Origin of the sequence: Micromonospora sp. ALFpr18c (assembly GCF_008868155.1) — a bacterium.
Taxonomy (GTDB): Bacteria; Actinomycetota; Actinomycetes; order Mycobacteriales; family Micromonosporaceae; genus Micromonospora.
In genome coordinates this window covers 15,658-41,595 of the sequence record NZ_WBKR01000002.1, presented here as the reverse complement: position 1 = coordinate 41,595, position 25,938 = coordinate 15,658, and the positions used below count along the sequence as shown (strand labels likewise).

Annotated in this window: 19 protein-coding genes; 11 read left to right on the top strand and 8 right to left on the bottom strand. The window is 69.6% G+C overall.

Translation table 11 applies throughout. The features are described 5' to 3' along the window. Positions 1 to 305 precede the first annotated feature (305 nt). Positions 306 to 2,063 (bottom strand): murein biosynthesis integral membrane protein MurJ, encoded by a 1,758-nt coding sequence (gene murJ, locus F8271_RS00935; RefSeq protein ID WP_151487678.1) that lies wholly within the window; start codon positions 2,061 to 2,063, stop codon positions 306 to 308. A gap of 121 nt (positions 2,064 to 2,184) precedes the next feature. Here murJ and F8271_RS00930 point away from each other — a divergent pair, with 121 nt between their 5' ends. Next, on the top strand, positions 2,185 to 3,645 hold the full coding sequence (locus F8271_RS00930; RefSeq protein ID WP_151487677.1) for a CCA tRNA nucleotidyltransferase: 1,461 nt from the start codon (positions 2,185 to 2,187) through the stop codon (positions 3,643 to 3,645). A 76-nt stretch (positions 3,646 to 3,721) separates the two neighbouring features. Here F8271_RS00930 and F8271_RS00925 read toward each other — a convergent pair whose 3' ends face one another. Both F8271_RS00925 and F8271_RS00920 read right to left on the bottom strand, forming a co-directional pair. After that, entirely contained in the window at positions 3,722 to 5,257 is a 1,536-nt protein-coding gene (locus F8271_RS00925) for a flotillin family protein (protein ID WP_151487676.1), read from the bottom strand. Between the two features lie 27 nt (positions 5,258 to 5,284). Continuing rightward, on the bottom strand, positions 5,285 to 5,806 hold the full coding sequence (locus F8271_RS00920; RefSeq protein ID WP_225854085.1) for an NfeD family protein: 522 nt from the start codon (positions 5,804 to 5,806) through the stop codon (positions 5,285 to 5,287). Positions 5,807 to 5,872: 66 nt separating this feature from the next. Here F8271_RS00920 and F8271_RS00915 point away from each other — a divergent pair, with 66 nt between their 5' ends. Both F8271_RS00915 and F8271_RS00910 read left to right on the top strand, forming a co-directional pair. Beyond that, complete coding sequence (locus F8271_RS00915) at positions 5,873 to 6,352, top strand: methylated-DNA--[protein]-cysteine S-methyltransferase (protein WP_151487674.1); 480 nt, start codon at positions 5,873 to 5,875, stop codon at positions 6,350 to 6,352. A gap of 112 nt (positions 6,353 to 6,464) precedes the next feature. Further along, positions 6,465 to 7,409 (top strand): hypothetical protein, encoded by a 945-nt coding sequence (locus tag F8271_RS00910; protein WP_151487673.1) that lies wholly within the window; start codon positions 6,465 to 6,467, stop codon positions 7,407 to 7,409. A gap of 89 nt (positions 7,410 to 7,498) precedes the next feature. Here the strand turns inward: F8271_RS00910 and F8271_RS00905 are convergent, their stop codons facing one another. Next, on the bottom strand, positions 7,499 to 8,578 hold the full coding sequence (locus tag F8271_RS00905; RefSeq protein ID WP_139588081.1) for an inositol-3-phosphate synthase: 1,080 nt from the start codon (positions 8,576 to 8,578) through the stop codon (positions 7,499 to 7,501). 23 nt (positions 8,579 to 8,601) lie between these two features. Further along, positions 8,602 to 9,240, bottom strand: a complete 639-nt coding sequence (locus tag F8271_RS00900) for a PadR family transcriptional regulator (protein WP_151487672.1) — start codon at positions 9,238 to 9,240, stop codon at positions 8,602 to 8,604. 176 nt (positions 9,241 to 9,416) lie between these two features. Between F8271_RS00900 and F8271_RS00895 the strand changes: the two genes are divergently transcribed. From F8271_RS00895 to F8271_RS00885, 3 genes are all read left to right on the top strand, one after another. Beyond that, entirely contained in the window at positions 9,417 to 9,866 is a 450-nt protein-coding gene (locus F8271_RS00895; RefSeq protein ID WP_151487671.1) for a DUF5318 domain-containing protein, read from the top strand. 197 nt (positions 9,867 to 10,063) lie between these two features. Continuing rightward, a complete protein-coding gene (locus F8271_RS00890; RefSeq protein WP_151487670.1) occupies positions 10,064 to 12,901 on the top strand; it encodes a transglycosylase domain-containing protein in 2,838 nt (945 codons plus the stop codon). A 127-nt stretch (positions 12,902 to 13,028) separates the two neighbouring features. Then, positions 13,029 to 14,534: a glycosyltransferase family 87 protein gene (locus F8271_RS00885; protein WP_151487669.1), complete on the top strand. Its 1,506-nt coding sequence runs from the start codon at positions 13,029 to 13,031 to the stop codon at positions 14,532 to 14,534. Between the two features lie 33 nt (positions 14,535 to 14,567). On the opposite strand, the gene F8271_RS00880 is transcribed toward F8271_RS00885, so the two are convergent. After that, complete coding sequence (locus tag F8271_RS00880; RefSeq protein ID WP_151487668.1) at positions 14,568 to 16,730, bottom strand: hypothetical protein; 2,163 nt, start codon at positions 16,728 to 16,730, stop codon at positions 14,568 to 14,570. Beyond that, entirely contained in the window at positions 16,727 to 17,518 is a 792-nt protein-coding gene (locus F8271_RS00875; protein ID WP_151487667.1) for a deoxyribonuclease IV, read from the bottom strand. The genes F8271_RS00880 and F8271_RS00875 overlap by 4 nt, the downstream gene beginning before the upstream one ends. 640 nt (positions 17,519 to 18,158) lie before the next feature. Here F8271_RS00875 and rpsF point away from each other — a divergent pair. The 4 genes from rpsF to rplI all read left to right on the top strand — a co-directional run bounded on the left by rpsF (position 18,159) and on the right by rplI (position 19,804). Continuing rightward, on the top strand, positions 18,159 to 18,449 hold the full coding sequence (gene rpsF / locus F8271_RS00870; protein WP_007073791.1) for a 30S ribosomal protein S6: 291 nt from the start codon (positions 18,159 to 18,161) through the stop codon (positions 18,447 to 18,449). A 79-nt stretch (positions 18,450 to 18,528) separates the two neighbouring features. Beyond that, positions 18,529 to 19,062: a single-stranded DNA-binding protein gene (locus F8271_RS00865; protein ID WP_192580087.1), complete on the top strand. Its 534-nt coding sequence runs from the start codon at positions 18,529 to 18,531 to the stop codon at positions 19,060 to 19,062. Between the two features lie 41 nt (positions 19,063 to 19,103). After that, the gene (gene rpsR, locus F8271_RS00860; protein WP_013289355.1) at positions 19,104 to 19,343 is read left to right on the top strand and encodes a 30S ribosomal protein S18; all 240 of its coding nucleotides are present in this window, start codon (positions 19,104 to 19,106) and stop codon (positions 19,341 to 19,343) included. 14 nt (positions 19,344 to 19,357) lie between these two features. Further along, positions 19,358 to 19,804 (top strand): 50S ribosomal protein L9, encoded by a 447-nt coding sequence (gene rplI, locus F8271_RS00855; RefSeq protein ID WP_151487665.1) that lies wholly within the window; start codon positions 19,358 to 19,360, stop codon positions 19,802 to 19,804. Positions 19,805 to 19,885: 81 nt separating this feature from the next. Here rplI and F8271_RS32105 read toward each other — a convergent pair whose 3' ends face one another. Beyond that, positions 19,886 to 21,427, bottom strand: coding sequence for a hypothetical protein (locus F8271_RS32105; RefSeq protein WP_192580094.1), 1,542 nt, complete (start codon positions 21,425 to 21,427; stop codon positions 19,886 to 19,888). A gap of 417 nt (positions 21,428 to 21,844) precedes the next feature. On the opposite strand from F8271_RS32105, the gene F8271_RS00840 reads away from it, so the two are divergent. Beyond that, complete coding sequence (locus F8271_RS00840; protein WP_370461838.1) at positions 21,845 to 25,927, top strand: replicative DNA helicase; 4,083 nt, start codon at positions 21,845 to 21,847, stop codon at positions 25,925 to 25,927. The last annotated feature ends 11 nt before the right edge of the window (positions 25,928 to 25,938 follow it).

Sequence of the window (25,938 nt, the reverse complement as noted above, 5' to 3'; positions counted from 1 at the left end):
CGGGGTGCCGGGAGTCGGGGAAGTCGTCCGATTACTACCGTTGTCAGCCACGTTGCTGGCACATGTACTAGCTAATCTACGGCTTCATCGCAAGCGGCCGACGTCGGGGCCGACCCTGAATGGCACCTTCGCTCACCGGCATGTTCCCACCGATCGGGGGACCACGCTCATCCGTACGGTTGGTTATCCACAGGACGATCCGGTTGTTGACCGGCGAATCGCGGAGTTATCCACAGGTGCATCCCCAGGCTGGTGATCTGCGGTCACGTTCCGTGGTGGGCCACCGTGTGATCGGATGCTGGCGGTCAGTGACTCAAGCGGCGGCGGACCATACCGACCACCTCGGTGATCTCCCCGATCCGCAGCACCACGGCCAGGCCCAGGTACGTCCCGCCGATCACCACGCCGCCGATCACGAGCTGGAGCACGGCCTGCATCCGGCTCGGCGTGTCGCCGCCGGGCAGCAGACTCACCACGAGCAGCCCGACCAGGGCGGCACCCAGCGCGGCGACCGCCACCCGTCCGAGCGTGCGCAGGATGGCACCCATCCCGATCCGGCCGACCCGGGGTCGCAGCAGCCAGGCCGAGGCGAATGCCGCAGCCAGGTAGGACACCGCGTTGCCGATCATCATTCCGGCCGCGGCGAAGTGGGCGGCGAAGGCGACGTAGAGCACCACCTGCACGCCGATCCGCAACGCCACCACCGGAATGTTGATCAGTGCCGGGGTGCGGGTGTCCGGCAGGGCGTAGAAGGCGAAGATGAAGAGTTGGCTGATCGCGAACGGCACCAGTGCCAGCGCGGCCAGCAGCAGCACCAGCGAGGTGTCGGCCGTGTTCTCGTCGGTGAACGCGCCGTAGCGGAACAGCGTCACCGACAGCGGGGTGGCCAGCACCGCGTAGCAGACCGCGATGGGGGCGAGCACCGCCGAGACGGTCCGGGTGCCCTGCGACAGGTCGTCGGCGACGTCGGTGTACCGGCCGTCGGCGGCGGCCGCGCTCATCCGGGGCATCAGCGCCGTGATGATCGAGACGGCGATGATGCCGTGCGCCATCATCAGCAGCAGGAACACGTTGTTGTAGATCAGTGGGCCGGCGGCGTTCTCCTTGCCGGCCCGGTTGAGCAGGTTGAACAGCACGATCAGGCCGACCTGGCTCACCGCGACGTAGCAGACCATCCAGCCACCGAGCCGGCCCAGCTCGCGCAGCCCCAGGGTGCGGAAATCGAACCGCAGCTTCCAGCGGAAGCCGACCTTGCGTAGTGCCGGCAGCAGCCCGGCGGCCTGGATGGCGACACCGAGCAGGGTGCCGCCGCCGATCAACACGATCCGGCCGGTGGTCATCTCGTCGGGCCGGACGATCTCCGCGCCGAAAATCGCGATGTAGAGCCCGGCCGTGCCGATCACCACGATGTTGTTCAGGATCGGCGCCCACATCGGGGCGGCGAAGTGCCCCCGGGTGTTGAGCACCGCGCTGATCAACGCGCTGAGGCCGGTGAAGAAGATCATCGGCAACATCAGGTAGGACAGGGCCGTGACCAGATCCCGGAAGTTCTTCCCGGTGTCGTCGCCGGCGTAGAGCTTGGTCAGCAGGCCCGCCGACAGCACCGCCAGCAGGGTCGCCGCCCCCAGGGTCAGCACCGCGAGGGTCAACAACCGCTGGGCGTACGCCTGGCCGCCGTCGCTGTCGCACTTCCGGCGGCGGACCAGCACCGGGATCAGGACACTGGTGAGGATGCCGCCGAGTAGGAACTCGTACACCATGCCGGGCAGGATCTGCGCCGTCGTGTACGCGTCGCCGACCAGCGCGCCACCCAGCGCGGCGGTCAACGCCAACGTACGCAGGAAGCCCGTGCCCCGGCTGACCAGGCTGCCGATCGCCATCACCGCGCTGTTGGTCGCCGCGCTCGCCTCGTCCACCTGCTCCTGCGGAGGGGCGGTCGACTCCATGGCCGGCTGGTTCAGCGGCTCGGCGGAGATGAAGGTGGCGCTGTCGGAGGGGCGGACCTCGGCTTCCGCACCGCCGTCCCGCAGGGCGTCCGCGCTGCGGTCGAGCCCGCCGCTCATCTCCAGCCTCCCAGAGGTACACGAGCCGGGCATCGACCCGAATGGGACAAATTATAGTCAATCGGTCGTTACGGCGTCCGGCGAACGCGATGCTGACCGGGCCCGATAAGCTGGCGATCCCATGTCCGAAGCCTCCGCTCCCCACGCCGCCGCCCGCCGCGATCTCACCGCCGCGCAGCGCAACGCCGTCGCCGAACTGCTCCGGGTCTCCCCGGTCGCCGACGAGCTGGGCCGTCGTTTCGTCCGTGCCGGTTACGAGCTGCACCTGGTGGGCGGTTCGGTCCGGGACGCGCTGCTCGGTCGGCTCGGCGACGACCTCGACTTCTGTACAAACGCTCACCCTGACGAGACGTTGCGGATCCTCAAGGGCTGGGCCGAGTCGATCTGGGATACCGGCCGCGAGTTCGGCACCATCGGCGCCCAGCGCGACGGCCTCCGGCTGGAGATCACCACCTTCCGGGCCGAGTCGTACGACCAGGTCAGCCGCAACCCGGTGGTGGTGTACGGCACCAGCCTCGACGAGGACCTGAAGCGGCGCGACTTCACGATCAACGCGATGGCGGTCAGCCTCCCCGATCACCGGTTCGCCGATCCGCACGGCGGGCTGGAGGACATCTCGGCCAAGCTGATCCGTACCCCCAGCACGCCGCGTGAGTCGTTCGGTGACGATCCGCTGCGGATGCTCCGGGCCGCGCGCTTCGCCGCCCAGCTTGGCTTCGTCGTCCACCTCGACGCGCACCGGGCGATGAGTGAGATGGCGGCGGACCTGGACCGGATCACCGCCGAGCGGATCCGTGACGAGTTCACCAAGCTGCTCTGCGGCGCCGACCCGATCACCGGCCTGCGGCTGCTGGTCGACACGGGGCTGGCCGAGCGGTTCCTACCGGAGCTCACCGGGCTGAAGCTGGAGATCGACGAGCACGCCCAGCACAAGGACGTCTATGAGCACACGCTGACGGTCGTCGAGAACGCGGTCTCCTTCGAGGAGGAGGGCTGCGACTTCATCCTGCGGATGGCGGCCCTCATGCACGACGTGGGCAAGCCGGCGACGAAGGCCGTCGGGTCCGACGGCCGGGTCAGCTTCCACCACCACGAGGTGGTGGGCGCCCGGCTGACCAAGGCCCGGATGAAGGCGATGCGCTACCCCAAGGAGATCACCGCGAAGGTGACCGCGCTGGTCGCGCTGCACCTGCGCTTCTACGGGTACGGGCGGGGCGAGTGGACCGACTCCGCGGTGCGCCGCTACGTCGCCGACGCGGGTGACCTGCTGCCCCGGCTGCACAAGCTGACCCGCTCGGACTGCACCACCCGCAACCGGCGTAAGGCGGCTCAGCTCGCCGCCGACTACGACGCGTTGGAGGACCGGATCGCCCGGATCGCGGCCGAGGAGGACCTGGCGCGGGTCCGCCCCGACCTGGACGGCAACGCGATCATGGAGCTGCTCGGCGTACCGCCGGGGCCGGTCGTCGGACGGGCCTGGAAGCACCTCAAGGAGCAGCGCCTCGAGCACGGCCCGCTGGACCGCGACGCCGCCGAGGCGGAGCTGCTGCGCTGGGCGCGTGCCGAGGGCCTGATCGAGTAGCCCGCCGAGGGCCTGATCGAGTACGCCGACGGGCACCACCCCCGACCCCGGGAGCGGCGCCCGTCGGCGTACGGCGTCAGCGCGTCTCGACGGCCGTCCCGTCGACGGAGGCAACGCCCTTGCCGGTCGAGGTGCCGTTGCCACCGGGGGTGGACGCCGAGCCGAGCCGGGCGAGCAGACCGGCCAGGTCGATGCCGGTGAGGTCGCTGCCGAGCTGGAGCCCCTGGGCCACGTTGCCGGCCACCGACTTCGTCAGCGACGACGCGCCGTCGGTGGAGATGACGGTCATCTTGTCGATCGCCCCGATCGGGGCGCTGGCCGCTTCGACGACCTGCGGCAGCACCTTGACCAGCAGGTCCAGGACCGCCGCCTCGCCGTACGCGGCGAACGCCTCGGCCTTGCGCGCCATCGCGTCGGCCTCGGCCTCACCCTTGGCCAGGATGGCCGCCGCTTCGGCCTGACCCTCCCGCTCCACGGCCTCGGCGATGGCGGAGCGCCGCCGCTGCTCGGCCTCACCTTCCTTGGCGCCCTCGATGGCGTTGGCCTCGGCGAGCGCGGCCCGTCGCGCCCGCTCGCCCTCACCGGTGAGCCGGGCCTGCTCGGCGGAGGCCTGCGCGGCGGCGATCACGGCCTGGCGCTGCGCGTCGGCGTTCAGCACGGCCGCGTTGCGGGATGCCTCGGCCTCCTGCTCCACCTTGTACCGGGCCGCGTCGGCCGGCTTGCGCACCTCGGTGTCCAGTTGGCGCTGCTTGAGTTCGGCGTTGCGCTCGGCGACCTTCTGCTGCTCGGAGAGGATCGCCTGGTCCCGCTCCGCCTGGGCGAGTGGCCCGGCCGCGGCGGACTTCGCCTTCGCCGCGTCGATCTCCGCCTGGATGCCGGCCTGCTTGAGGGCCAGGTTCCGGTTCGCCTCGGCGATGGCCTCCTCGGCGAGCAGCCGCTCCTGCTCGGCCTGCTGCCGGGCCCGCGCCTCGGCGATCGCCGCGTCCTTGAGGACACGGGCGGCCTCCGGCCGGCCCAGGTCCTGCAGGTAGGAGCCCTCGGCGAGGATGTCCTGGAGTTGGAAGGTGTCCAGCACCAGACCCTGGTTGGTCATCGAGTGTTCGGCTTCCTCGGCGACCGCGCTGGCGAACGCCGCCCGGTCCCGGATGACCTCCTCGACGGTGAGCCGGCCGACGATCGAGCGCAGCGCGCCGGCCAGCACCTCCCGGGTGAAGTTGTCGATCTCGTCCTGCTGGTGCAGGAACCGCTGGGCGGCGGCCCGGATCGCGTCCTCGGTGCCGCCGACCTTGACGATCGCCACGCCGTGCAGGTCGGCGCGGATGCCCTGCTTGCTCACCGCGCCCCGGATGCCGACGTCGATCCGCCGGCTGGACAGGTCCAGAGACTGGAGTTTCTGCACCACCGGTAGCACGAACACCGAGGCGCCCAGCACGACCTTCTGCCCGGAGTTGTCGGTGGATCGGGCGCCGTCGGCGGTCTGCGTGGTGCGGCCCTTGCGGCCGGTGACGATGAACGCCTCGTTCGGCCCGGCCACCTTGATCCGGGAGAGCACGAACAACACCAGGATGAGTACGAGGAGGACCGCGCCGCCGATGGCGATCAGCAGGGGCATGGATGACGTCCCGTCTGTGAGAGGAGTTCAGTAGGTCTCGACGTGCACGCTGGTCTCGCTGAGCGCCTGCACGACGAAGACCTGGGCACCGATCGGGATCGGCTGGTCGGCGCGGGCGTTGAGCTTGACCGGTTGGCCGGCGACCCGTACCCGGACCTCGCCGTAGCCGTTGACCGGCACCGGCGTGACGACCAGGCCGAGCGCGCCCACCAGGTCGTCCCGGGTGGGGGTGGGGTCGGTGCGCATGTTCCGGGCCGCGCGGCTGAACCGCGAGGCCAGCCACCCGGTGGGCACGGCCGCGAGCAGGCCGCCGGCCACCGCGCCCGCGATCATGGCAGGGGTACGCGCGCCGAGCAGTTCGTTGACGATGGCACCGCCGAACCCGAACGCACCCGCGAAGCCGGCGACCGTCTCGACCGAGATCGGCCCGTCCACGTCGACGTGCCCGAAGTGGAGCAGCTCGGTGCCGAGCAGGGCGAGCGCCAGCACCGCCACACCGGCACCGCCGATGATGAGAAAGATGAGCGTCCCCGTGGCCACGACCTGCACGGTATCGACGTGACGCAACGCAGGGCGGGAGTCGGCAACGGTCGCGGGGTCGGGGACAATGGGTGGATGCGCTGGACTGTGCTCGACTCGCCGATCGGCGAGTTCTCCGTGGCCAGCGACGGCGTGAGCGTCTGTGGCGCGCACTTCGGCCGGGTCGACGGGGCCGCCGACGAGCCGGACGACACGCCGTCCCGGCAGGTCGTCGCCGAGCTGCGGGCGTACTTCGCCGGTGAGCTGACCGGGTTCACCGTGCCGGTGGCGATCTCCCGCGGCTCGGATTTCGAGCGGGCCGTGTGGCGGGAGATGACCCTCATCCCGTACGGCGAGACGCTGACCTATGGCGAGGTCGCGCGTCGGGTCGGCGATCCGGGCGCCGCCCGGGCCGTGGGTGTCGCCTGCAACCGCAACCCGATCCCGGTCATCGTGCCGTGCCACCGCATCGTCGGGGCCGGTGGGCGGCTCGTCGGGTTCGGAGGCGGCCTGCCGCGCAAGGTGCACCTGCTGGAGCTGGAGGCCCGGGTGGCCCTCCAGCAGGCGTGGTCCTGACCGGTCCGCCCCCCTCGGGAAGGTCTCTCGTTTATCGACCGATCGGTCGATGTGGACACCCCGCGACAACCGTCATGATCGGGCGTCATTTAACCGACTCTGCGGGGGACCGATGACCGAGCACGAGGACAAGACCGTGAACCGCCGCCGGCTGCTGCGCCGCGCCGGCACCGTGGCGGCGGGCGTCGCCGGCACCACCGTGGTGGGCGCCGCTGTCGCCGCGCCGGCCCAGGCCGCGCCCGGCGACCCGGTGGTCCAGGGCGGCACCAACGCCGCCGGCGCCACCATCACCACGCTGACCAGCACCGCGGCCGGGCCGACGCTGCAGCTGGCGAACACGAGCACCGCCACCTCGGATGGCGCGGTGCTGGCCCGACCGGCGCTGCGGCTCACGCCCAGTGGGGATTACCTGCACCCGGACTCGCCCGGTGGCTCGATCGGCATGGACAGCGCCAGCAACCTTCAGGTGGTCGCCGAGTACGGCGGCGGCAAGTACCTGGAGTACGTGCACACGACCGGCAACTCGAACCAGATCGTGTCGATCGTGCCGCAGCGGGTCGTGGACACCCGTTCGGCCGGGTCGCGCGCTCGGATCCTCAACGCCTCGTCGACCACCCTGGACAGCTCGGGGCGCCTGCGCGACGGGCAGACCATCCACCTCGACCTGAGCGACTTCGTCTTCTTCAGCGACGCCCTCTTCGGCAACCTCACCGTGACGACCGCGGTCGCCTCGGGCTTCGTGCAGATCTTCCCGTACGGCAGCCCGCGTCCGGCGAACTTCTCGACGATCAACTACCTGCCCAACCAGGTGATCTCGAACTCGTTCATGTCGGGTGTCGGCTACGACGAGGACTTCAGCGACGTCATCTCCGTCTACGCCGCCCGGACCACCCACATCATCATCGACGTGGTGGCGTTCGTGATCGGCGTCGGACAGGTCTACCCGGACATCCTGCCGTTCTCCGCCGGCGCGTCGGCGCGTAGCGCCGAGTCGGCCGAGGACCGCCGGGCGAAGCGGGCCGCGGCGGCCAAGCAGGGGACGCCGAGCTGGAAGTGATGCGGTCGCCGTACCCACGGCGGCACTGAACGCGGCGAGGGCCGGGTCCTTTCGGACCCGGCCCTCGGTCGTGCGTGGTGTTCAGCGCGTCAGCGCTCGACCTCGCCGGCGATGAACTCCTCCACGGCCTGGTGGGCGTCGTGGTCGGCGTACTGCACCGGCGGGGACTTCATGAAGTACGACGAGGCCGACAGGATCGGGCCGCCGATCTTCCGGTCCAGCGCGATCTTCGCGGCCCGGACCGCGTCGATGATGACGCCGGCCGAGTTCGGCGAGTCCCACACCTCGAGCTTGAGCTCGGCGTTGAGCGGGGTGTCACCGAACGAGCGGCCCTCCAGGCGGATGTACGCCCACTTGCGGTCGTCCAGCCACGGCACGTGGTCCGACGGGCCGATGTGCACGTCGCTCTTGCTCATCTCGTGCGGGATCTGCGAGGTGACCGACTGGGTCTTCGAGATCTTCTTCGAGACCAGCCGCTTGCGCTCCAGCATGTTCATGAAGTCCATGTTGCCGCCGAAGTTGAGCTGGTACGTGCGCAGCAGCTCGACACCGCGGTCCTCGAAGAGCTTCGCCAGGGCGCGGTGCACGATGGTGGCGCCGACCTGGCTCTTGATGTCGTCACCGACGATCGGCAGGCCGGCGTCGGTGAACTTCTGGGCCCACTCGGGGTCGGAGGCGATGAAGACCGGCAGGGCGTTGACGAACGCGCAGCCGGCGTCGATCGCGGCCTGGGCGTAGAACTTGGCGGCCTGCTCGGAACCGACCGGGAGGTAGCAGACGACGACGTCGACCTGCGCGTCACGCAGCGCCTGCGCCACGTCGACGGGGGTGGCGTCGGACTCCTCGACGATCTCGCGGTAGTACTGGCCCAGACCGTCGAAGGTCGGACCGCGCTGCACGGACACGCCGGTCGGCGGCACGTCGCAGAGCTTGATGGTGTTGTTCTCGCTGGCGACGATCGCCTCCGCGAGGTCCATGCCCACCTTCTTGGCGTCCACGTCGAATGCCGCGACGAACTCCACGGCGTTGACGTGGTAGTCGCCGAAGGCGACGTGCATGAGACCCGGGACGCGGTCGTTCGGGTCGGCATTCCGGTAGTACTCGACGCCCTGAACCAGGGACGAGGCGCAGTTACCCACACCGACGATGGCGACGCGGACGGAGCCCATAGCGTCTGCCTCCTTCTTTTCTGTCACGGCCGCTCTTTCCTGGTCTCTCCAGGCGGAGGCGGGCTGTTGTCTTCTCGTCGGCCACCGGCCGACCCCAGGTGCGGGGCCGTCGGGGCTCGGCCGGAGCGCTCGTTGGCGATGAGCTCCTCCAGCCAGCGGACCTCACGCTCACAGGCGTCAAGGCCGTGGCGCTGCAGTTCCAAGGTGTAAGCGTCGAGGCGCTCGGCCGCCCGGCCCAGCACGTCACGAAGTCCTTCGCGACGCTCCTCGATCTTGCGGCGGCGACCCTCCAGGATGCGGAGTCGGGTCGCCTGGTCGGTCCGGGCGAAGAACGCGAAGTGCACCCCGAAGCCCGTGTCGTCGTACGTCTCGGGCCCGGCCTGTGCGATCAGCTGGGCGAAGCGTTCCTTGCCCTCCGCGGTGATTTTGTAGACCACCCGACCTCGTCGGCTGGTCAGCGCGGGAACCTCCTCGGCGGTGGCGGGTGTCTCGGCGGCTTCGGTGATCCATCCCGCCGCCTGCAACCTGCGCAGGGTTGGGTAGAGCGAGCCGTAGCTGATCGCCGCCCGGATCGCACCGAGTTTGGCGGTCAGCTCCTTGCGCAGCTCATAGCCGTGCATCGGAGACTCCTGCAGGAGGCCGAGGATGGCGAATTCGAGCACTGGCCACCCTCTCTATCACCCTCCGGCGCGGATTGGTAACCGCCGCGATGTATCGGACCGATACATCGCACGTTAGCGGGTCGCGGGGGCCAGGGCAAACCCGCGTTCCGAGACGCTTCCGTCACGGATCGTGACCATGGTCGCCTGGTCGGGCCGGACCGCGTACCCTTCTCCGCATGCGTACGCAGCGCCAGGTCGTCGACTACTCGCTTCAGAAGCGAGCGGTGCTGCGTGAGCTCCTGGCCGGCCGGGTCGGCACGTACGACGTGTGTGACGCGTCGCCGTACCTGAAGAACGCGGCTCGGTTCCACGGCGAGCCGACCGACCGGCGCTGCCCCATCTGCCGCAGCGAGAATCTGACGCTCGTCCACTACATTTACGGTGACGAACTCAAGCAGTCCGCCGGCCAGGCTCGGACACTGTCCGAGCTGCCCGTGCTGGCGATGACGCTGCGTGAGTTTCAGGTCTTCGTGGTGGAGGTGTGCCTCGGCTGTGACTGGAACCATCTCGTCGAGCAGTACCTGCTCGGCCGGGACGGTCTCACTGCCGACGGCGACAGCGCCGGCGAGCAGGACGCGGCGGGCGCCGAGGGCACGGGTCGGCGGAGGCGAGAGGCGCAACGGTGATCTCAGCTGGATCGACCGGCCCCGGGGCCGCAGACATGAACCGGGACGGCCGACCGCCCGTTGTTCTGATTGGCCCGATTGATCCAGCAATGACCCCGGAGGGTCGGCACCCCCGTGCCGTCGTCCCGGGTGAAGCAACTCACGGCAACCCGGTGGCGGCGCAGTCGCGCCCCACCGCGACCGGCAGGGTGTGAGGAATGAACTCGTACGGCGATCCCAGTTCTGTGCGCGGACGGGCCCAGTACCCGGGCCTCGACGGTGACCCCGGACCGGGCGCGAACGACGCGCACCGCCAGACCGGCGGTGACTCCGGCGGGAGCGGCTGGTCGGCCCAGGAGGGCGCGGCGCCCCCGGGCCGTGCCTCGGTGACACCACGGCCCGCAGGCGGTCGCGCGTCGGTGGGTGGTTCCGCCGCGGTGCCGCCGCGCGGTGGTGCGGCCGGGTCCGCCTCGGTGGGGTCGGCCACGCCGGGCCGCAGCGGCCGTGCCTCGGTGCCGGTGTCACCGGCGCCCGGTGTGGCCGCCGGTCGTGCCGGAGCGGGCCGGGCCTCGGTGCCGGTGTCCCCGGCGCCCGGCGCGCCGGCGGGTCGGGCCACGGTCGGCGCCGCCGCGGTGGGCGCCGCCTCGGCCGGTCGGGCCAGTGTCGGCTCGGCGTCGGTCGGTGGTCGGGCCGCCGTCGCCAGGGCGAGTGTCTCCCCGGTCTCCGGCGGCCCAGGTGGCCCCGGCGGACCGAACGGTCCGGGGCGCGGTGGTCGTGGCGGTCGTGGCCCGGGTGATCCGGCCGGGGCGGCCCGCGCCAAGAAGCGCAAGCGGATGAACCTGCTGATCGCCGGTTTCGCCGTCTTCATCATGCTCGCCGGCATCGGTGTGGTCGGGTTCACCTACTACTCGACCAACGTGGTCATGCCCGACGAGATGCCGCTGCCGCTGTCCACCACCGTGTACGCCAAGGACGGCAAGACCCAGCTCGCCAAGCTGGGCAGCGAGAACCGCACCTTCGTCACCATCGACCAGATCCCGCAGCACGTGCAGGACGCGGTCGCCGCCGCCGAGGACCGGAACTTCTACCGGCACTCGGGTGTCGACTACAAGGGCATCGTCCGGGCCGCCTGGAACAACGTCTCCAACGGCGACAAGCAGGGCGCCTCGACGATCACCCAGCAGTACGCCCGCAACGCGTTCGAGAACCTCAAGGACGACACGTACGGTCGGAAGGTCAAGGAGGCGATCCTCGCCTCCAAGCTGAACGAGAGGTACAGCAAGCCAGAGATCATGCAGCATTACCTGAACGTGATCTACTTCGGACGCGGCGCGTACGGCATCGAGGCGGCGGCGCAGACCTATTTCGGCAAGTCGGCGGTGAAGCTCAGCCCCGCCGAGGGTGCGGTCCTGGCCGCGCTGATCAAGCAGCCCTCGGCGACCAACACCCACAAAGGCTACGACCCGGCGGTCAACCCGACCGACGCCAAGACCCGCTGGGACTACGTGATCGGTGGCATGAAGCAGGAGGGCTGGCTGGACTCCGCCAACCACCCGCCGGCGCCCACCGAGTACCCCAAGGTCCTGCCGCCGAAGAAGGGCGGCAACGGGTTCGGCGTCGACAGCCCGCGCGGCAACGTCATCAACTACGTCCGCAGGGAGATGGACCAGATGGGTCTCTGCTCCAACAGCGGCGCGGACGGCAAGACGAGCTGCTTCGACGCCCTGCGGGACGGCGGCTACCGGATCACCACCACCATCGATCCGAAGCTCCAGGCGACTGCCGAAAACCTCGCAATGCAGTCGAAGAAGGGCTCCGAGCTCAACGAGCAGCCGAAGAACCTGATGGCGGCCATGGTCTCGATCGACCCGAAGAAGGGCCGCGTGCTCGCCTACTACGGCGGTGACAGCGGCACGGACTTCGACTACGCCGGCAAGAACCTCGACCAGTACGGCGACCTGGCCGGTGGCCACCAGCCGGGCTCGTCGATGAAGGTGTACACCCTGGCCGCCGCGATCGAGGCCGGCATCTCGGTGAAGTCGCACTGGGACCCCACGCCGTACAAGCCCGAGGGTTCCGCGGTGGCGATCGGCAACGCCGGTCGTACCAACCTCAAGTGCGGCAAGTACTGCACGCTCGAAGAGTCGACGATCCAGTCGTACAACGTGCCCTTCTACTGGGTCACCAAGGAGATCGGCGCCGGGAAGGTGGTCGACATGGCCCGTAAGGCCGGCGTGACCACCATGTGGGGTGTCGACCCGCCGAAGGCCTTTGACCTGTCGAAGAAGGAGCCGAACCCCTTCGACAACTACACCGGTTTCGGCAAGTACCCGATCACCGTGTTCGACCACGCCAACGCCATGGCCACCTTCGCCAATGACGGCAAGTACATCAAGGCGCACTTCGTCATCAAGGTGGAGCAGCAGGACAAGGACACCGGCAAGTGGAAGGTCGTCGGCAGCGAGCGCATCAAGCCGGAGCAGCGGATCGACAAGAGGATCACCGATGAGGTCACCGGTGTCCTGAAGCAGATCCCGAAGCCCAACGGCCTGACGCTCGAGGGCGGCCGCCAGGCCGCCGCCAAGACCGGCACCTGGGAGTACGACAGCAATGACAACGCCCACGCGTGGACGGTCGGCTACACGCCGCAGAACGCCACCGTCGTCTGGGTGGGCAGTCGGGATCCGAAGAAGCCCCAGATCCGCCTCGCCAACGGTAAGCACATCAGTGGCGCAACGCTGCCCGGCCTGATCTGGGAGAAGTACTTGAACGCCGCCCTCAAGGGGCAGGATGAGATCTCCCTGCCCAGCGTCACCGGCGAGGGCGACACCACAAGGGGCAACGGCAAGGAGCCGGCAGCGCCGCCGCCGACCATTCCGGGCCTGCCCGGCGGGCAGCCCTGTAACCCGCTGACCGACCCGTTCTGCCCGAACCCCGGTGGCGGCGGTCCGGGTGGTCCCGGCGGTCCGGGTGGTCCCGGCGGTCCCGGCGGCGGTGGAAATGGCGGCGCCGGTGGTGGGCTGCTGCCCGGCCTGACACCGACAACCCGGGACTGACCCGCACTCGTGGAACCGACGCCGCAGCCGGCCGGACGACCTGTCCGACCGGCTGCGGCGTTTCCGTACCCGGATCTCCGCGCCGCGCCGGGACGCGCACCCCCGCCGTACGGCAGGATGCCTTGTCATGAGCACCCAGTCGACGCCCGGCATCGACGACGCCGGAACCACCGACCACCCGTCCCGCTCCGACGGGTTCGTTCGCGGCATCTCCGGCGCGATCGGCGGACCGCTGGGCGACCACGCGACGGCACTGAACCGACCGGCCGGCGGGGAACACCGGTTCTGGACGGCCGTCCGGATCGTGCTGGCGCTGGCCTGCCTCACGCTCGCCCTGCACTGGGTGCAGAAGTCTCCCTGCCAGGACGGTGCCTGGCAGAACAACGTCCAGTACACCCGGTTCTGCTACACCGACGTCCTCGCCCTCTACTACGCCGAAGGGCTCAACGAGGGCAAGGTGCCCTACCGCGACCACCCGGTGGAGTACCCGGTGCTCACCGGCTATTTCATGGGGGCACTGGGCCTGCCCGTGCACGCCGTGGGCGACGGCGACCCGAGCATCAACCAGGGCCAGTGGTTCTACAACCTCAACGCGCTGGTGCTGGGCGCGCTCGCGGTGGCCACCGTGGCGGTGATCCTCGCCCTGCGCCGCCGACGACCCTGGGACGCCGCGCTGTTCGCGCTCGCCCCGGCCCTGCTGCTCACCGCCACCGTCAACTGGGACCTGCTCGCCATCGGGTTGGCCGCCTTCGGCCTGCTGGCCTGGGCACGGCGACGACCAGCGGTGGCCGGCGTACTGCTGGGTCTCGCGGGAGCGGCGAAACTCTGGCCGCTGTTCCTGCTCGGCCCGATCCTCATCCTGGCGCTGCGCGCCGACCGGATCCGCGCGGCACTCGTCGCCATCGGCACGGCGATCACGGCGGTGGTGCTGGTGAACCTGCCGGCGGCCCGGTGGTACCCGGAGAACTGGGACCGGTTCTTCGAGCTGAACACCACCCGGCCCATCGACTGGGGGACGCTCTGGTACATCGGGCGCTACCTGGACGGCAAGGTCGGCGGCGACCCCACCCGGCTCGGCCCGTTCGAGTGGCTGAACGTCAACATTCCCACCCTCAACACCATCTCGTACGCCCTCTTCGGGCTGGCCTGCCTCGGCATTGCCGTGCTGGCGTTGCGGGCGCCGCGCCGGCCGCGGCTGGCGCAGCTCGCGTTCCTCGTGGTCGCCGCGTTCCTCATCTTCAGCAAGGTCTGGTCCCAGCAGTTCGTGCTCTGGCTGCTGCCGCTGGTGGTGCTGGCCCGGCCGAAGTGGGGTGCCTTCCTGGCCTGGCAGATCGCCGAGGTCTGCTACTTCGTCGCCTTCTACGGCGAACTGCTCGGCGCGGCCACCAGCCGTCCGGTCTTCCCGGAGGGCGTGTTCGTGCTGGCGTCGACGTTGCGACTGGCCACCGTGGTGGTGCTGTGTGTGCTGGTCGGCAAGGAGATCCTGCACCCCGAGCGGGACGCGGTACGGACCAACTACCCGGACGACCCGGACGGCGGGGTCCTCGACGGCGCACCGGATGCCCCCTGGCTGGACCGCTGGCGCCGCCGAGCAGACAACCCCGAACCGGAGCCCGCGATCAGCACCAGCTGACACCAAGCCACGGACGCAGCCTGACCAAAGGCCTCAGAGCCGATACACCACAGCGTCGCCCACATCCTGCCGCGTGATGCCGAGCGACTCGACCGGCGCGTCGATGGTGATCTCCCATGGCGTGCCGGGCACCTGACCGCGCAGCAGCACCACCGCGCGGACGCCGAGCGTACGCAGGTAGTCGACGCTGGTCTGGTCGGGGAACGACTGGCTCAGCCGGCGGACGTCGTCGAGCTGTCGCGGCGTGAAGCCGCTGCCACCGTTCACCACGTCCGGGAATCCGCTGGTCGACCAGAGCATCACGTGCTGGTCCAGGCTCTGGTTGCTGGGCAGCACCAGCAGCGGCCCCGCCACCGTGCGCATAGCCGCCGGCTGGGTCGGCACCACCGGATGCGGGGTGGTGTTCAGACCCTCGACGGTCACCAGCAGCAGCGGCAGCAGGGTGGCCAGCCGCAGCCACGGCCCCGGCCAGGACGGGATCCGCTGGGCGGCCAGGTCACGCACCCGTTCGGTGAGCGCGGTGACCGCGCCCGCGGCGAGCAGGGCCAGCAGCAGCGTGGCCCACAACATCAACCGGCCCGGGGTACGCAGCGCGTTCCAGCCCGGTGCGTGCTCGAAGAGTGGCAGGTATGTGAAGGTGCCGTCGAAGAAGCGGGTGCCCATCGCGAGGACCATGGTCACCAGCACCCCGGCGAGCAGCAGCAGCCGGTGCCGCAGCCGCCACACCGAGAAGAACAGCCCGCCGGCGGCCAGCGCGTAGAGCACGAAGCCCGGCAGCAGCGTCATCTCCGGGTGCCACGGCAGCGCCGCGCGGGCACCCTCGTGCAGTCCGCCCCAGATCCGGGACTCGGCGGGCGCGGTCACGAAACCGGACGCCGGCGGCGAGAAGATGCTGATGTCACCGATGGTGCGCTCGGCGTACGGGTGCAGCTCGGTCACCCTGAAGTACGGGTACGCCAGGAGCAGACCCACCGCGGCGAAGAAGATCCCGCCGAGCACGTCGGCCACGAGCAGCCGGCGGCCGAACGGCAGGGCCTCACCGGTCCGGAGCCGGCGAACGAGGAACAGGACCGCGGCGACGAGCACCGCACCGGCGAGGAAGTACGCGAACGGCAGACCGATGCCGAAGCCGAGGCTGAGCTGCCAGGCCGCGACCAGCCAACCGGCGTACACCCAGCCGTCGTGCCGGCGTTCGGGCCGGTAGCCGTGCCGCAGCGACCAGCCGTGCCCACGGGCGAGCATGGCCAGCGCCAACGGGATGCCGCCGTTCGACAGCACGTGCAGGTGCCCGGCCTGGGCCAGCAGCCACGGCGCGTAGGCGTATCCGACACCGGCGACCGCGGCACCGATCCGACCCGAGCCGAGCTGCCGGGCCAGCGCGTACGCCCCGAGCGTCGCGAGCGCGTGCGCCAGCACGAACATGATGTTGTAGCGCAGGACCGCGTCCTCGGGGCCACTGCCGAGCATCCCGGCCGGCGCGTAGCCGAGCAGCGTGTCGGAGAACGCGAAGCTCCACAGCTCGGGAAAGAACGTGTTGGACTGCCACAGGCGCGCCGGGTCGGCCAGCAGGATGTGCCCGGACCAGGCCATCTGCCACGCCTGCAGGCTCGGATCCCAGTAGTCCTGCGGAAGGGTGTAGCGCGGGTAGCGCAGCGTCGGCCACGTCATCAGCACGGCCAGGGCCAGCGCAGCGAGGCTCGCCAGCGTCCACTCGTGGATCAGGGACCGGCCCACTGCCCGGCCCGCGCGGGCGAGTCGGGAGGGCACGGGTTCGGGTGCGGACGCGAAGGCCACCCAGCGGTCGGAACCCTCCGCCGTCTTTCCGTCGGCGCCCGTCTTCCCGTCGGCGTCGTCGCCGGGCGTCGCGCCGTCGGTCGGGTCGCCGCCCTTGGCGGCGTCCGCCTTCGGGGCACCGCCTTCGGCGGACAGGCCAGCAGCGCCCTTGCCCTTCGCGGTCCTCCGCCTGCCGAACCAGCCCTTGGCCGCCTTGTCCTTGGTCAGGTGGGCGGCAGGCGTCGCGGCCTCGGCCGTGTCGTCCTTGGCCGTGTCGTCCTTGGCTGTGTCGTCCTTGGCTGTGTCGTCCTTGGTTGCGGTAGCCGTGGGGCCGACGTCCGTGGCTGCGGCGTCCTCAGGGATGTCCGATTCGCCGACGGGGGTGGGCCGGGCGTTCCCGGTCCCGGGCTGTCCGGTCGTCATGCCGCCGTGCTCTCCGCGCCGAGCTGCTGACGCAGGAAGTCGATGTCGGCGGCCTGACCGGTGACACCGCCCGGGGTCTCGACGACCACCGGCGCGCCGGCCGCCCGGATCACCGCGACCACCAGCTCCGGGTCGATCGTCCCGCCGCCCAGGTTGTCGTGGCGATCCTGGCCGGAGTTGAACGCACCCTTGGAGTTGTTGGCGTGCACCAGGTCGATCCGTCCGGTGATCGCCTTGACCCGGTCGACCAGACCGAGCAGTTCCTCGCCGCCCGCGAACGCGTGGCAGGTATCCAGGCAGAAGCCCACCTCGTGGTCACCGATGGCGTCCCAGAGTCGGGCGAGCGCATCCAGCCGTCGGGCGCACGCGTTGTCACCGCCGGCCGTGTTCTCGATCAGGACGGGGACGCCGAAGCCGCCGGAGTCGGCGGCGTACGCGAAGGTCTTGCGCCAGTTGTCGAAGCCGACGGCCAGGTCGTCCCCGGCGTTGACGTGCCCACCGTGGACGATCAGACCCTTGGCGCCGATCTCGGCGGCCGCGGTGGCGTGCCCGAGCAGCAGCTTGCGGCTGGGGATCCGGATGCGGTTGTTCAGGGTCGCCACGTTGATCACGTACGGCGCGTGCACGTACAGATCCACTTCGGCCGTGCGCAGCCGCTCGGCGTCCTCCCGCGGCTTGGGGGCCTTCCACCCCTGTGGGTCGGAGAGGAAGAACTGCACGGTGTCGGCGGACCGGGCGACTGCCTCCGCCAGCGGGTCGGTCGAATCGACGTGGGCTCCGATACGCATGCGAGCGAGCCTACGTCGCGAGCCCGACAGGCGGAGCGACGGTCGGGGTGGTGTCGGGGAGGGGTCGCGTCACCGGACGGACCGACGATCGTTGATGGGATGGAGCCGGCGGTCGACGCCCGGTACCGCCGACGGCGCGAGCGCCGCGTACGGCAGCCGGTGACCGACGGACCGACAGCGAGGTCACCCCCGCCGCGCGGCCCGGCGAGGCGGGGGCGGCCCACGTGGCAGACCCGACTCTCACCGATGAACAATCTCGGAAATTTGTGCTTTTTCCCCCGAGAAGGTACGAGAGCCGTTGTATCGTCAGGTAACAACACGATAAAGCTCCGCGGGGCGTCTTCGGTCCAACCTCATCGGTGTGGTCGTTCCTCCCCAGGTCCCACCCAAGGAATGCGGACGGGACGCCCCGCGGCCTCGTTGACGGGGGCTCATCACCGACCAATGGCGGTCGGACGGTGGGCCCCCGTCGGCATGCCCGGCCCACGACCCGACCACCCCGGGCATGATCGTCCGGACCGGGTATCCTGGTCAGGTTGTCCGCGTCCGGCCGGGTTCCCCCGGCACGTGCGGGCAGCGACGCACGACCTCCTGCCACGGAAGGACCGTGGCCGCCTAGCCCACAGGAGGTGAGCACGTCTTGCGTCATTACGAGATCATGGTGATCCTCGACCCCAGCCTCGAGGAACGCACCGTCGCCCCGTCGCTCGACACGTACCTGAACGTGATCCGGACCGCGGGTGGCTCCGTTGAGAAGACGGACGTGTGGGGCCGCCGGCGCCTCGCGTACGAGATCAACAAAAAGGCCGAGGGCATCTACGCCGTCGTCGACCTGCAGGCCACCCCTGCTGCCGTGGCCGAGCTGGACCGTCAGCTCCGCCTCAACGAGTCCGTGCTGCGCACCAAGGTCATCCGGCCGGAGATGCGCTAAGCATTCAACCCCGGTTCGCCCGGATCAGCCTCCGCGGCTCTGTCGTACTGCTCTGCGAGCCTGTACGTCGAGACGCTGAGTGCGCGAGGAGATGGTCATGGCAGGAGACACCACCATCACGGTCATCGGCAACCTGACCGATGACCCCGAGTTGCGGTTCACCCCGTCCGGTGCGGCGGTCGCCAAGTTCCGGGTCGCTTCGACGCCCCGGTTCATGGACAAGACCACCAACGAGTGGAAGGACGGCGAGCCGCTCTTCCTGGCCTGCACCGTGTGGCGTCAGGCGGCGGAGCACGTCGCCGAGTCGCTCCAGCGGGGCGCCCGCGTGATCGTCTCGGGTCGACTGCGTCAGCGGTCGTACGAGACCCGCGAGGGTGAGAAGCGCACCGTCATCGAGCTTGAGGTCGACGAGATCGGCCCATCGCTGCGCTACGCCACGGCGAAGGTGCAGAAGATGTCCCGCTCCGGTGGCGGTGGCGGCGGCTTCGGTGGCGGTGGCGGTGGCAACCAGGGTGGCGGCGGAGGCAACTTCGACGACCCCTGGGCCTCGGCTGCACCCTCTCCCGCGCGTGCCGGTTCGGGCGCCAACTTCGATGAGGAGCCTCCGTTCTAATGGCGCCGAGCGCCCGCGATCGCAAACCAGGAGCACGTGCAATGGCCAAGGCTGCGGCACTTCGTAAGCCGAAGAAGAAGGTGAACCCGCTCGACAAGGACGGGATCACCTATATCGATTACAAGGACACCGCGCTGCTGCGCAAGTTCATCTCCGACCGCGGCAAGATCCGCGCTCGACGGGTGACCGGCGTGACCTCGCAGCAGCAGCGGCAGATCGCCCGTGCGGTCAAGAACGCCCGCGAGATGGCGCTCCTGCCGTACACGGCCACCACCCGCTGAGAGGAGGCACCGATATGAAGATCATCCTGACTCAGGAAGTTTCCGGCCTCGGTGCCCCGGGCGACATCGTCGAGGTCAAGGACGGCTACGGCCGTAACTACCTGCTGCCGCAGGGCTTCGCGATCGCCTGGACCAAGGGCGCGGAAAAGCAGGTCACGGTCATCAAGCGGGCCCGTTCGGCCCGTGAGATCCGCGACCTCGACCACGCCAACGAGGTCAAGGGTCAGCTCGAGGGCCTCAAGGTCAGCCTGAAGGCCCGCGCCGGCGACGGCGGCCGGCTCTTCGGCTCGGTCACCCCGGCCGAGATCGTCGACGCCGTCAAGGGCGCTGGCGGTCCGGTCCTGGACCGCCGCCGGCTGGAGGTGCCCGGTCACATCAAGTCGACCGGCAGCTACCCGGTGAAGATCAAGCTGCACCCCGAGGTGACCGCCTCGTTCAACCTGAACGTCGTTCAGGGCTGACGTCGGCAACAGCACCACGAGGGCCCGTACCGAGCGATCGGTGCGGGCCCTCGCGCGTTTCGTGCGCCGGCCCGCGCCCGGTCAACCGATCGGCTGCCCGGTCACCGCGCTGATCAGCACGGTGGAGAGGCCACCACCCACGACCGCGGCGGCAAGAGCGATGGTCGCCGAACGCCACGTCGTGCCGACCCGACGCAGCAGCGCCGCCACCACCAGACTGCTCACCAGCGCCAGCCCGAAGCGCGGCGAGCCCGCGAGCAGCGACTCCAATGCCCGCGACCGAGGCGAATCACACCCGCCCCCACTGATGTCGGTGACACAGCCGGCCGGTGCCTGACCGTCCAGAGTCAACAGCCAGACGAAGATCAGGACGGCCGGCACCAGGTAACAGGCGGCGGTGTACAGCAACGGCCGGAACGATCCACCCGGATCCGGGTCGAGAAGGTCGTCCTCCAGGCGCCGAGCCCAACCACCCGTGGCCACCGACTCCACGCGTCGGCGCACCGACGCCGTTCCGACCGGAGACGGGACCGCCCGACGTCGGGTGCCCCCGTCCCGCTGCACGGGTGCGGTGCGAGGACGCGGAGCGGTGTAGCCCACCACCGGCGACCGTGGCGCCGACGTCGGTGGATCCATCCAGCGCGGATCGTCCCCGGCCAGCCGCGTACCGGACCAGAAGCCGTCGTCCCGACTGGGCCAACCCTCCGCCGCCACCTGCCGGTCGGCGCGCGGCGGGACCGTCCGATCCCACTGGTCGTCCGCGACCGCGGACCGCTCCCACTGCCCGGTGCGGTCGGACCGCTCCCAACCCCCGACACCCTCCACCTGTGCCCACTGCCCGCTCAGCTCCGTGCTGTCCGCGTCCGCGATCGACGGCCACGCGTGCACGCCCGACGCGTCCCACGGGTCAACCGCCGGCGCGTACGACGGCTCGGGCTCCGCCGCCCGCTCCGACCCGCGCTCCCACGGATCGACCGGGCGGGCCCAGGACTCTTCCGCCGCACGACGGCTGCGTCGAGTGCGCCGGCTCGCATCCCGACGAGGCGTCTCATCGGCGGGTGCCGCCTCCAGATCACCACCGGACCAGATCACCTGAGGACGACCAGCGGGCGCACGACGGGGGCGACTGTCCGAGACCGCTCCCGAGACCGGTTCCTCCTCCGCCGCGTCGGCGCGCCGGCGGCCGGCGTACCCCTGCTCCTGCGGACGGTCGAGCGTCCACTCCCGGGTGTGGTCCGATTCCGGCGCGGCACCGATCGCCGGTCGCTCCCGCCAACTGGTCTCGCTGACCTGCCGCCGCGTGCCCGTCGTCTCGGCGCGCCGCCAGCCAGCTCCGGAACTCGGGCGCTCCGGTGCGGCCGCATCCTCGTCGTCATCGGGTGCCGCGTGCCGGCCACCGCCGTCGGCGTGCCGAACCCCCGACTCGAGCGCCCACCTCGGCAGATAGGCGTCGACCGGCTCGTCCTGCCCCCGATCCAACGCGCGCCGCCGACTGGAGGTGCGGTAGCGACCGTCCTCGTCGTACGGGTCGACCGGAAGGGACGGCGTGCGCTCACCCCACGAGGCGGTCGGCTGGCCCTCGCGCGGGCTGCCCTCCCCGCGTCCCCAGTCCCGGTAACTCACGGCCGGATTGTGACCCTTCTGAACCGAAAGCGTAATCCGCTGTCCAGGTGTAGCCGTTCGCTGGAGATAGTACGGGACGATCGGGCGTCCGGCCCGACCGAAATATTCTCCTCCACAGGCTGGGGACCACGAAGCCGCAGGTCAGCGGCGTGCGGCCGAGAATTCCCCAGCGGTTATCCACACCCTGTGCACACGCTGCGCACATGCTCGTCCACCGGCGTCCACAGGTTGTCCCGAGGCTCGTCCACCGGCCTTGTTGAGTGGCTGACCTCGTGGTCCGTATGGTTGGCCCTCGACCGCCGGTGCGATGACCCCCGATCGACCGGCCTGGTCGGAAGAGAAGTGTCGTACCCCGGCGGTAGAGCTGGGTCCGGATCCGACGCAGTGGAGGGGGGCCCGGTGTCGGTCACCGATGACATGCGGGCGGAGTCACGGTCCAGCGGCGGCCAGCCGCCCGCGCAGCGGGACGGCCAGTTCGACAAGACCCCGCCCCAGGATGTCGCCGCCGAGCAGTGCGTCCTCGGCGGCATGCTGCTCTCCAAGGACGCCATCGCCGACGTCGTCGAGATCCTCAAGACCAACGACTTCTACCGGCCGGTGCACGCCACCATCTTCGACACCATCCTGGACATCTACGGCCGGGGTGAGCCGGCCGACCCGATCACCGTGGCCGCAGCCCTGACCGACTCGGGCGATCTGGCCCGCATCGGCGGCGCCCCCTACCTGCACACCCTCATCGCCAGCGTGCCCACGGCGGCCAACGCCGCCTACTACGCGCGGATCGTCAGCGAGCGGGCGGTGCTGCGTCGATTGGTCGAGGCCGGCACCAAGATCGTGCAGCTGGGCTACGGCACCGCCAATGGTGGCAGCCGCGATGTCGACGACATCGTGGACCTCGCCCAGCAGGCCGTCTACGACGTCACCGAACGGCGGGTCAGCGAGGACTTCGCGGTCCTGGCCGACATGTTGCAGCCGACGCTGGACGAGATTGAGGCGGTGGGCGCGCAGGGCGGCGTCATGACCGGCGTCCCGACCGGCTTCAGCGACCTGGACCGGCTGCTCAACGGCCTGCACGCAGGGCAGTTGATCATTGTGGCCGGCAGGCCCGGTTTGGGAAAGGCGCTGGCGCTCGACACCCCGCTGCCGACGCCGGATGGCTGGACCACCATGGGTGAGATCCAAGTAGGCGATCAACTATTGGCGGCGGACGGCAGCCCCACCACGGTCACACACGCCTTCGACGTGATGCACGACCGGCCATGTTACGAGGTGGAGTTCTCCGACGGCACCGTCATCGTTGCCGACGCGGACCACCTGTGGAAGACGACCAGCCGTGCCAGTCGACGCCAGGGGCCGGCGCGGCAAAGGCGACGCTGGCCCGAGTCGTCGCTGGCCAGCGTACGTGCGGCAGACAAGAGGCTCGGCGCCGCGAGAAACCAGCCGATCACGCTCTTCGACGAGATCGAGCAGGTCGGGCCGGAGTTCCGGCATGTCCTGCACACCGTTGCCCGTGAGGTCGGGTCGGTCGGCCGGATCAGCCGTCCCATCGTCCGGAACGGCAGGACGCAGAACTGGACTGCGCCCGGGTATCCGGCCGGCCCTCTTCTGACCTCCCTCCTCGCACGAACCGAGCGGGAGGTCAACGCCGATAGTCGGGTCGACCACGACGGTCTCGTCACTACTGCTGAGATCGCGGCCACGCTGCGTACTGACACCGTCGAGCGACGGCTCAACCACGCCGTACGCAACAGCGCACCCCTGCATCTTCCGGATCGGACTTTGGTGGTACCGCCCTACACGCTGGGGGCGTGGCTCGGTGATGGCCACACCGGTGCCAGCCGCTTCACCACCGCAGACCCGGAGATGGTCACGCAGGTCGAGGCGGACGGCTTTGTCGTTCGGCCCAGCGGGCCAATGGTGTACACCATTGTGTTGCTGCCCAGGCCCGCCGCTCAAGGGAACGGTGCCTGCGTGGACTGCGGCGTTTCCACCCGGGCGTTGCGCGAGAATCCAGCAACCAGGAAGTGTGCCGCCTGCCACCGCCAGAACGGATCCTTCCTCGCGCTGCTACGTCAGGCCGGGGTGGCGGCGGACAAGCACATCCCAGGCGTCTATCTGCGCGCCTCCGAGGCTCAACGTCGGGCTTTGCTGGCTGGGTTGATGGACACCGATGGCACTGTCGCTCCTGCGGGCAACCTCCAGTACACGTCGACCTCGAAGCGGTTGGCAGAAGACGTACACGAGCTCATTGTCAGCCTCGGATACCGCTGCACCGTCAACGCGAAGGCGGTGCGTGGTCGCACCCCGGAGTCGTCCATCGCGTACACGTTGAACTTCTCCACGCCGGATGTCATCTTTCGACTCAAACGGAAGCGGGATGCGCACGCCGACCGCCGCCGTACCGCGTCGGACGTCCGGACGACTTCGCGGTTCATCGTCGATGTTCGACCGGTGCCGAGCGTGCCGGTCCGCTGCGTCACGGTGGACAACCCCGAGCATCTCTACCTGGCGAGCCGGTCGATGATTCCTACTCACAACAGCACGGCCAGCATGGACTTCGCTCGAAATGCTGCGATTCGCGCCAACCAGGCGGCGGCCATCTTCTCGCTCGAAATGAGCAAGGTCGAGATCGTCATGCGACTGCTCTCGGCCGAGGCACGCGTGCCGCTGCACGTGCTGCGCAGCGGGCAGCTCTCCGACGACGACTGGACCAAGCTGGCCCGGTGCATGGGCGAGATCAGCGAGGCGCCGCTCTTCGTCGACGACACCCCGAGCATGAACCTGATGGAGATCCGGGCCAAGGCCCGCCGGCTCAAGCAGCGGCACGACCTCAAGATGATCGTCGTCGACTATCTCCAGCTGATGACCTCACCGAAGCGCACCGAGAGCCGGCAGCAGGAGGTCGCGGACCTGTCCCGTGGCCTGAAGCTGCTGGCCAAGGAGGTGGAGTGCCCGGTGATCGCGGTCAGTCAGCTGAACCGTGGCCCCGAGCAGCGCACCGACAAGCGCCCCCAGCTGTCCGACCTGCGCGAGTCTGGCTGCCTCACGGCGGAGACCCGGCTGATTCGAGCGGACGACAATAGTGAAATCACCCTCGGTGAGCTGCTGACCAACAAGGCGAAGGACATCCCGGTCTGGGCCTTGGATGAGGGTCTCCGCTACACCCCCCGCACTATGACCCATGTCTTTCCCAGTGGCACTCGGGAGGTCTTCCGCCTGACCCTCGCCTCGGGCAAGCAGATTGACGCGACGGCCAACCACCCGTTTCTCGCGTTCACCGGATGGGTGCCTCTGGGTGAGCTTTCACCAGGGGATCGCATCGCTACGCCTCGCCATCTGCCGCCCCCGATGGCCGTCCGCCCGTGGGCCGACGCCGAGGTCGTCATGTTGGCACACCTGCTCGGCGACGGTTCTTTCGTGCGGCGTCAGCCGATCCGGTACGCGAGTTGCGACGAGCTGAACCTCCAGGCCGTAACGGAGGCGGCGAAGCATTTCGGGATCTCCGCCGTCCGCGACGATTACACAGCGGCGAGAGTGACCACACTCCGGCTGCCCGCTCCGTACCGACTGGCTCGCGGTCGGCGCAACCCGATTGCGGAATGGCTGGACGGCCTGGGACTCTTCGGCCTCAGATCACATGAGAAATTCCTTCCGTCGCCTCTCTTCAGTCTGCCCAAGGAGCAGATCACCGCGTTCCTGCGACACCTGTGGGCCACGGACGGGTCGGTGACCGTCAACAAGTCAGGCTGCGGAGGGCGCGTCTATTTCGCGTCCACGAGCCGACGGATGCTTGAGGACATATCCCGGCTGCTGCTGAGGTATGGCATCACTGCCCGGCTGAAGGTTGTACCGGTGGTGAATCATCGTCCGCAGTACACCCTCGATATCTCCGGTCGGGACGACCAGTTGAGGTTCCTCCGCGAGATCGGCGTCTACGGGCAGCGGTCGGAGGGATGTACGGCACTTCTTGCCGCTCTGGAATCGGCGGAGAGCAACACCAACGTCGACACGGTGCCGCGCGAGGTGTGGGGCAGGGTCCGGGAGATCCTAGTCGAGCAGGGAATGACTCACCGCGAGTTCGCGAAGGCAATCGGCACCCAGTTTTGCGGCAGCGCCCTCTGGAAGTGTGCGCCGAGTCGCTCCCGGCTGGCAGCGATCGCCGGCGTACTCGACGCTGCCGATCTGGACCTGCACGCGACCAACGACATCTTCTGGGACTCGATCGTGTCGATCGTGTCGATCGGTGAGCAGGAGGTGTTCGACGCGACCGTTCTCGGGACGCACAACTTCATCGCCAACGGCATCGCCACACACAACTCGATTGAGCAGGACGCCGACGTTGTCATCCTGCTGCACCGCGACGACTACTACGACAAGGAGTCGCCCCGGGCGGGGGAGGCGGATTTCATTGTTGCCAAGCATCGAAATGGCCCCACCGACACGGTGACAGTCGCCGCGCAGCTGCATCTGTCCCGGTTCGTCGACATGGCCATCGGCTGACCGTCGCGACT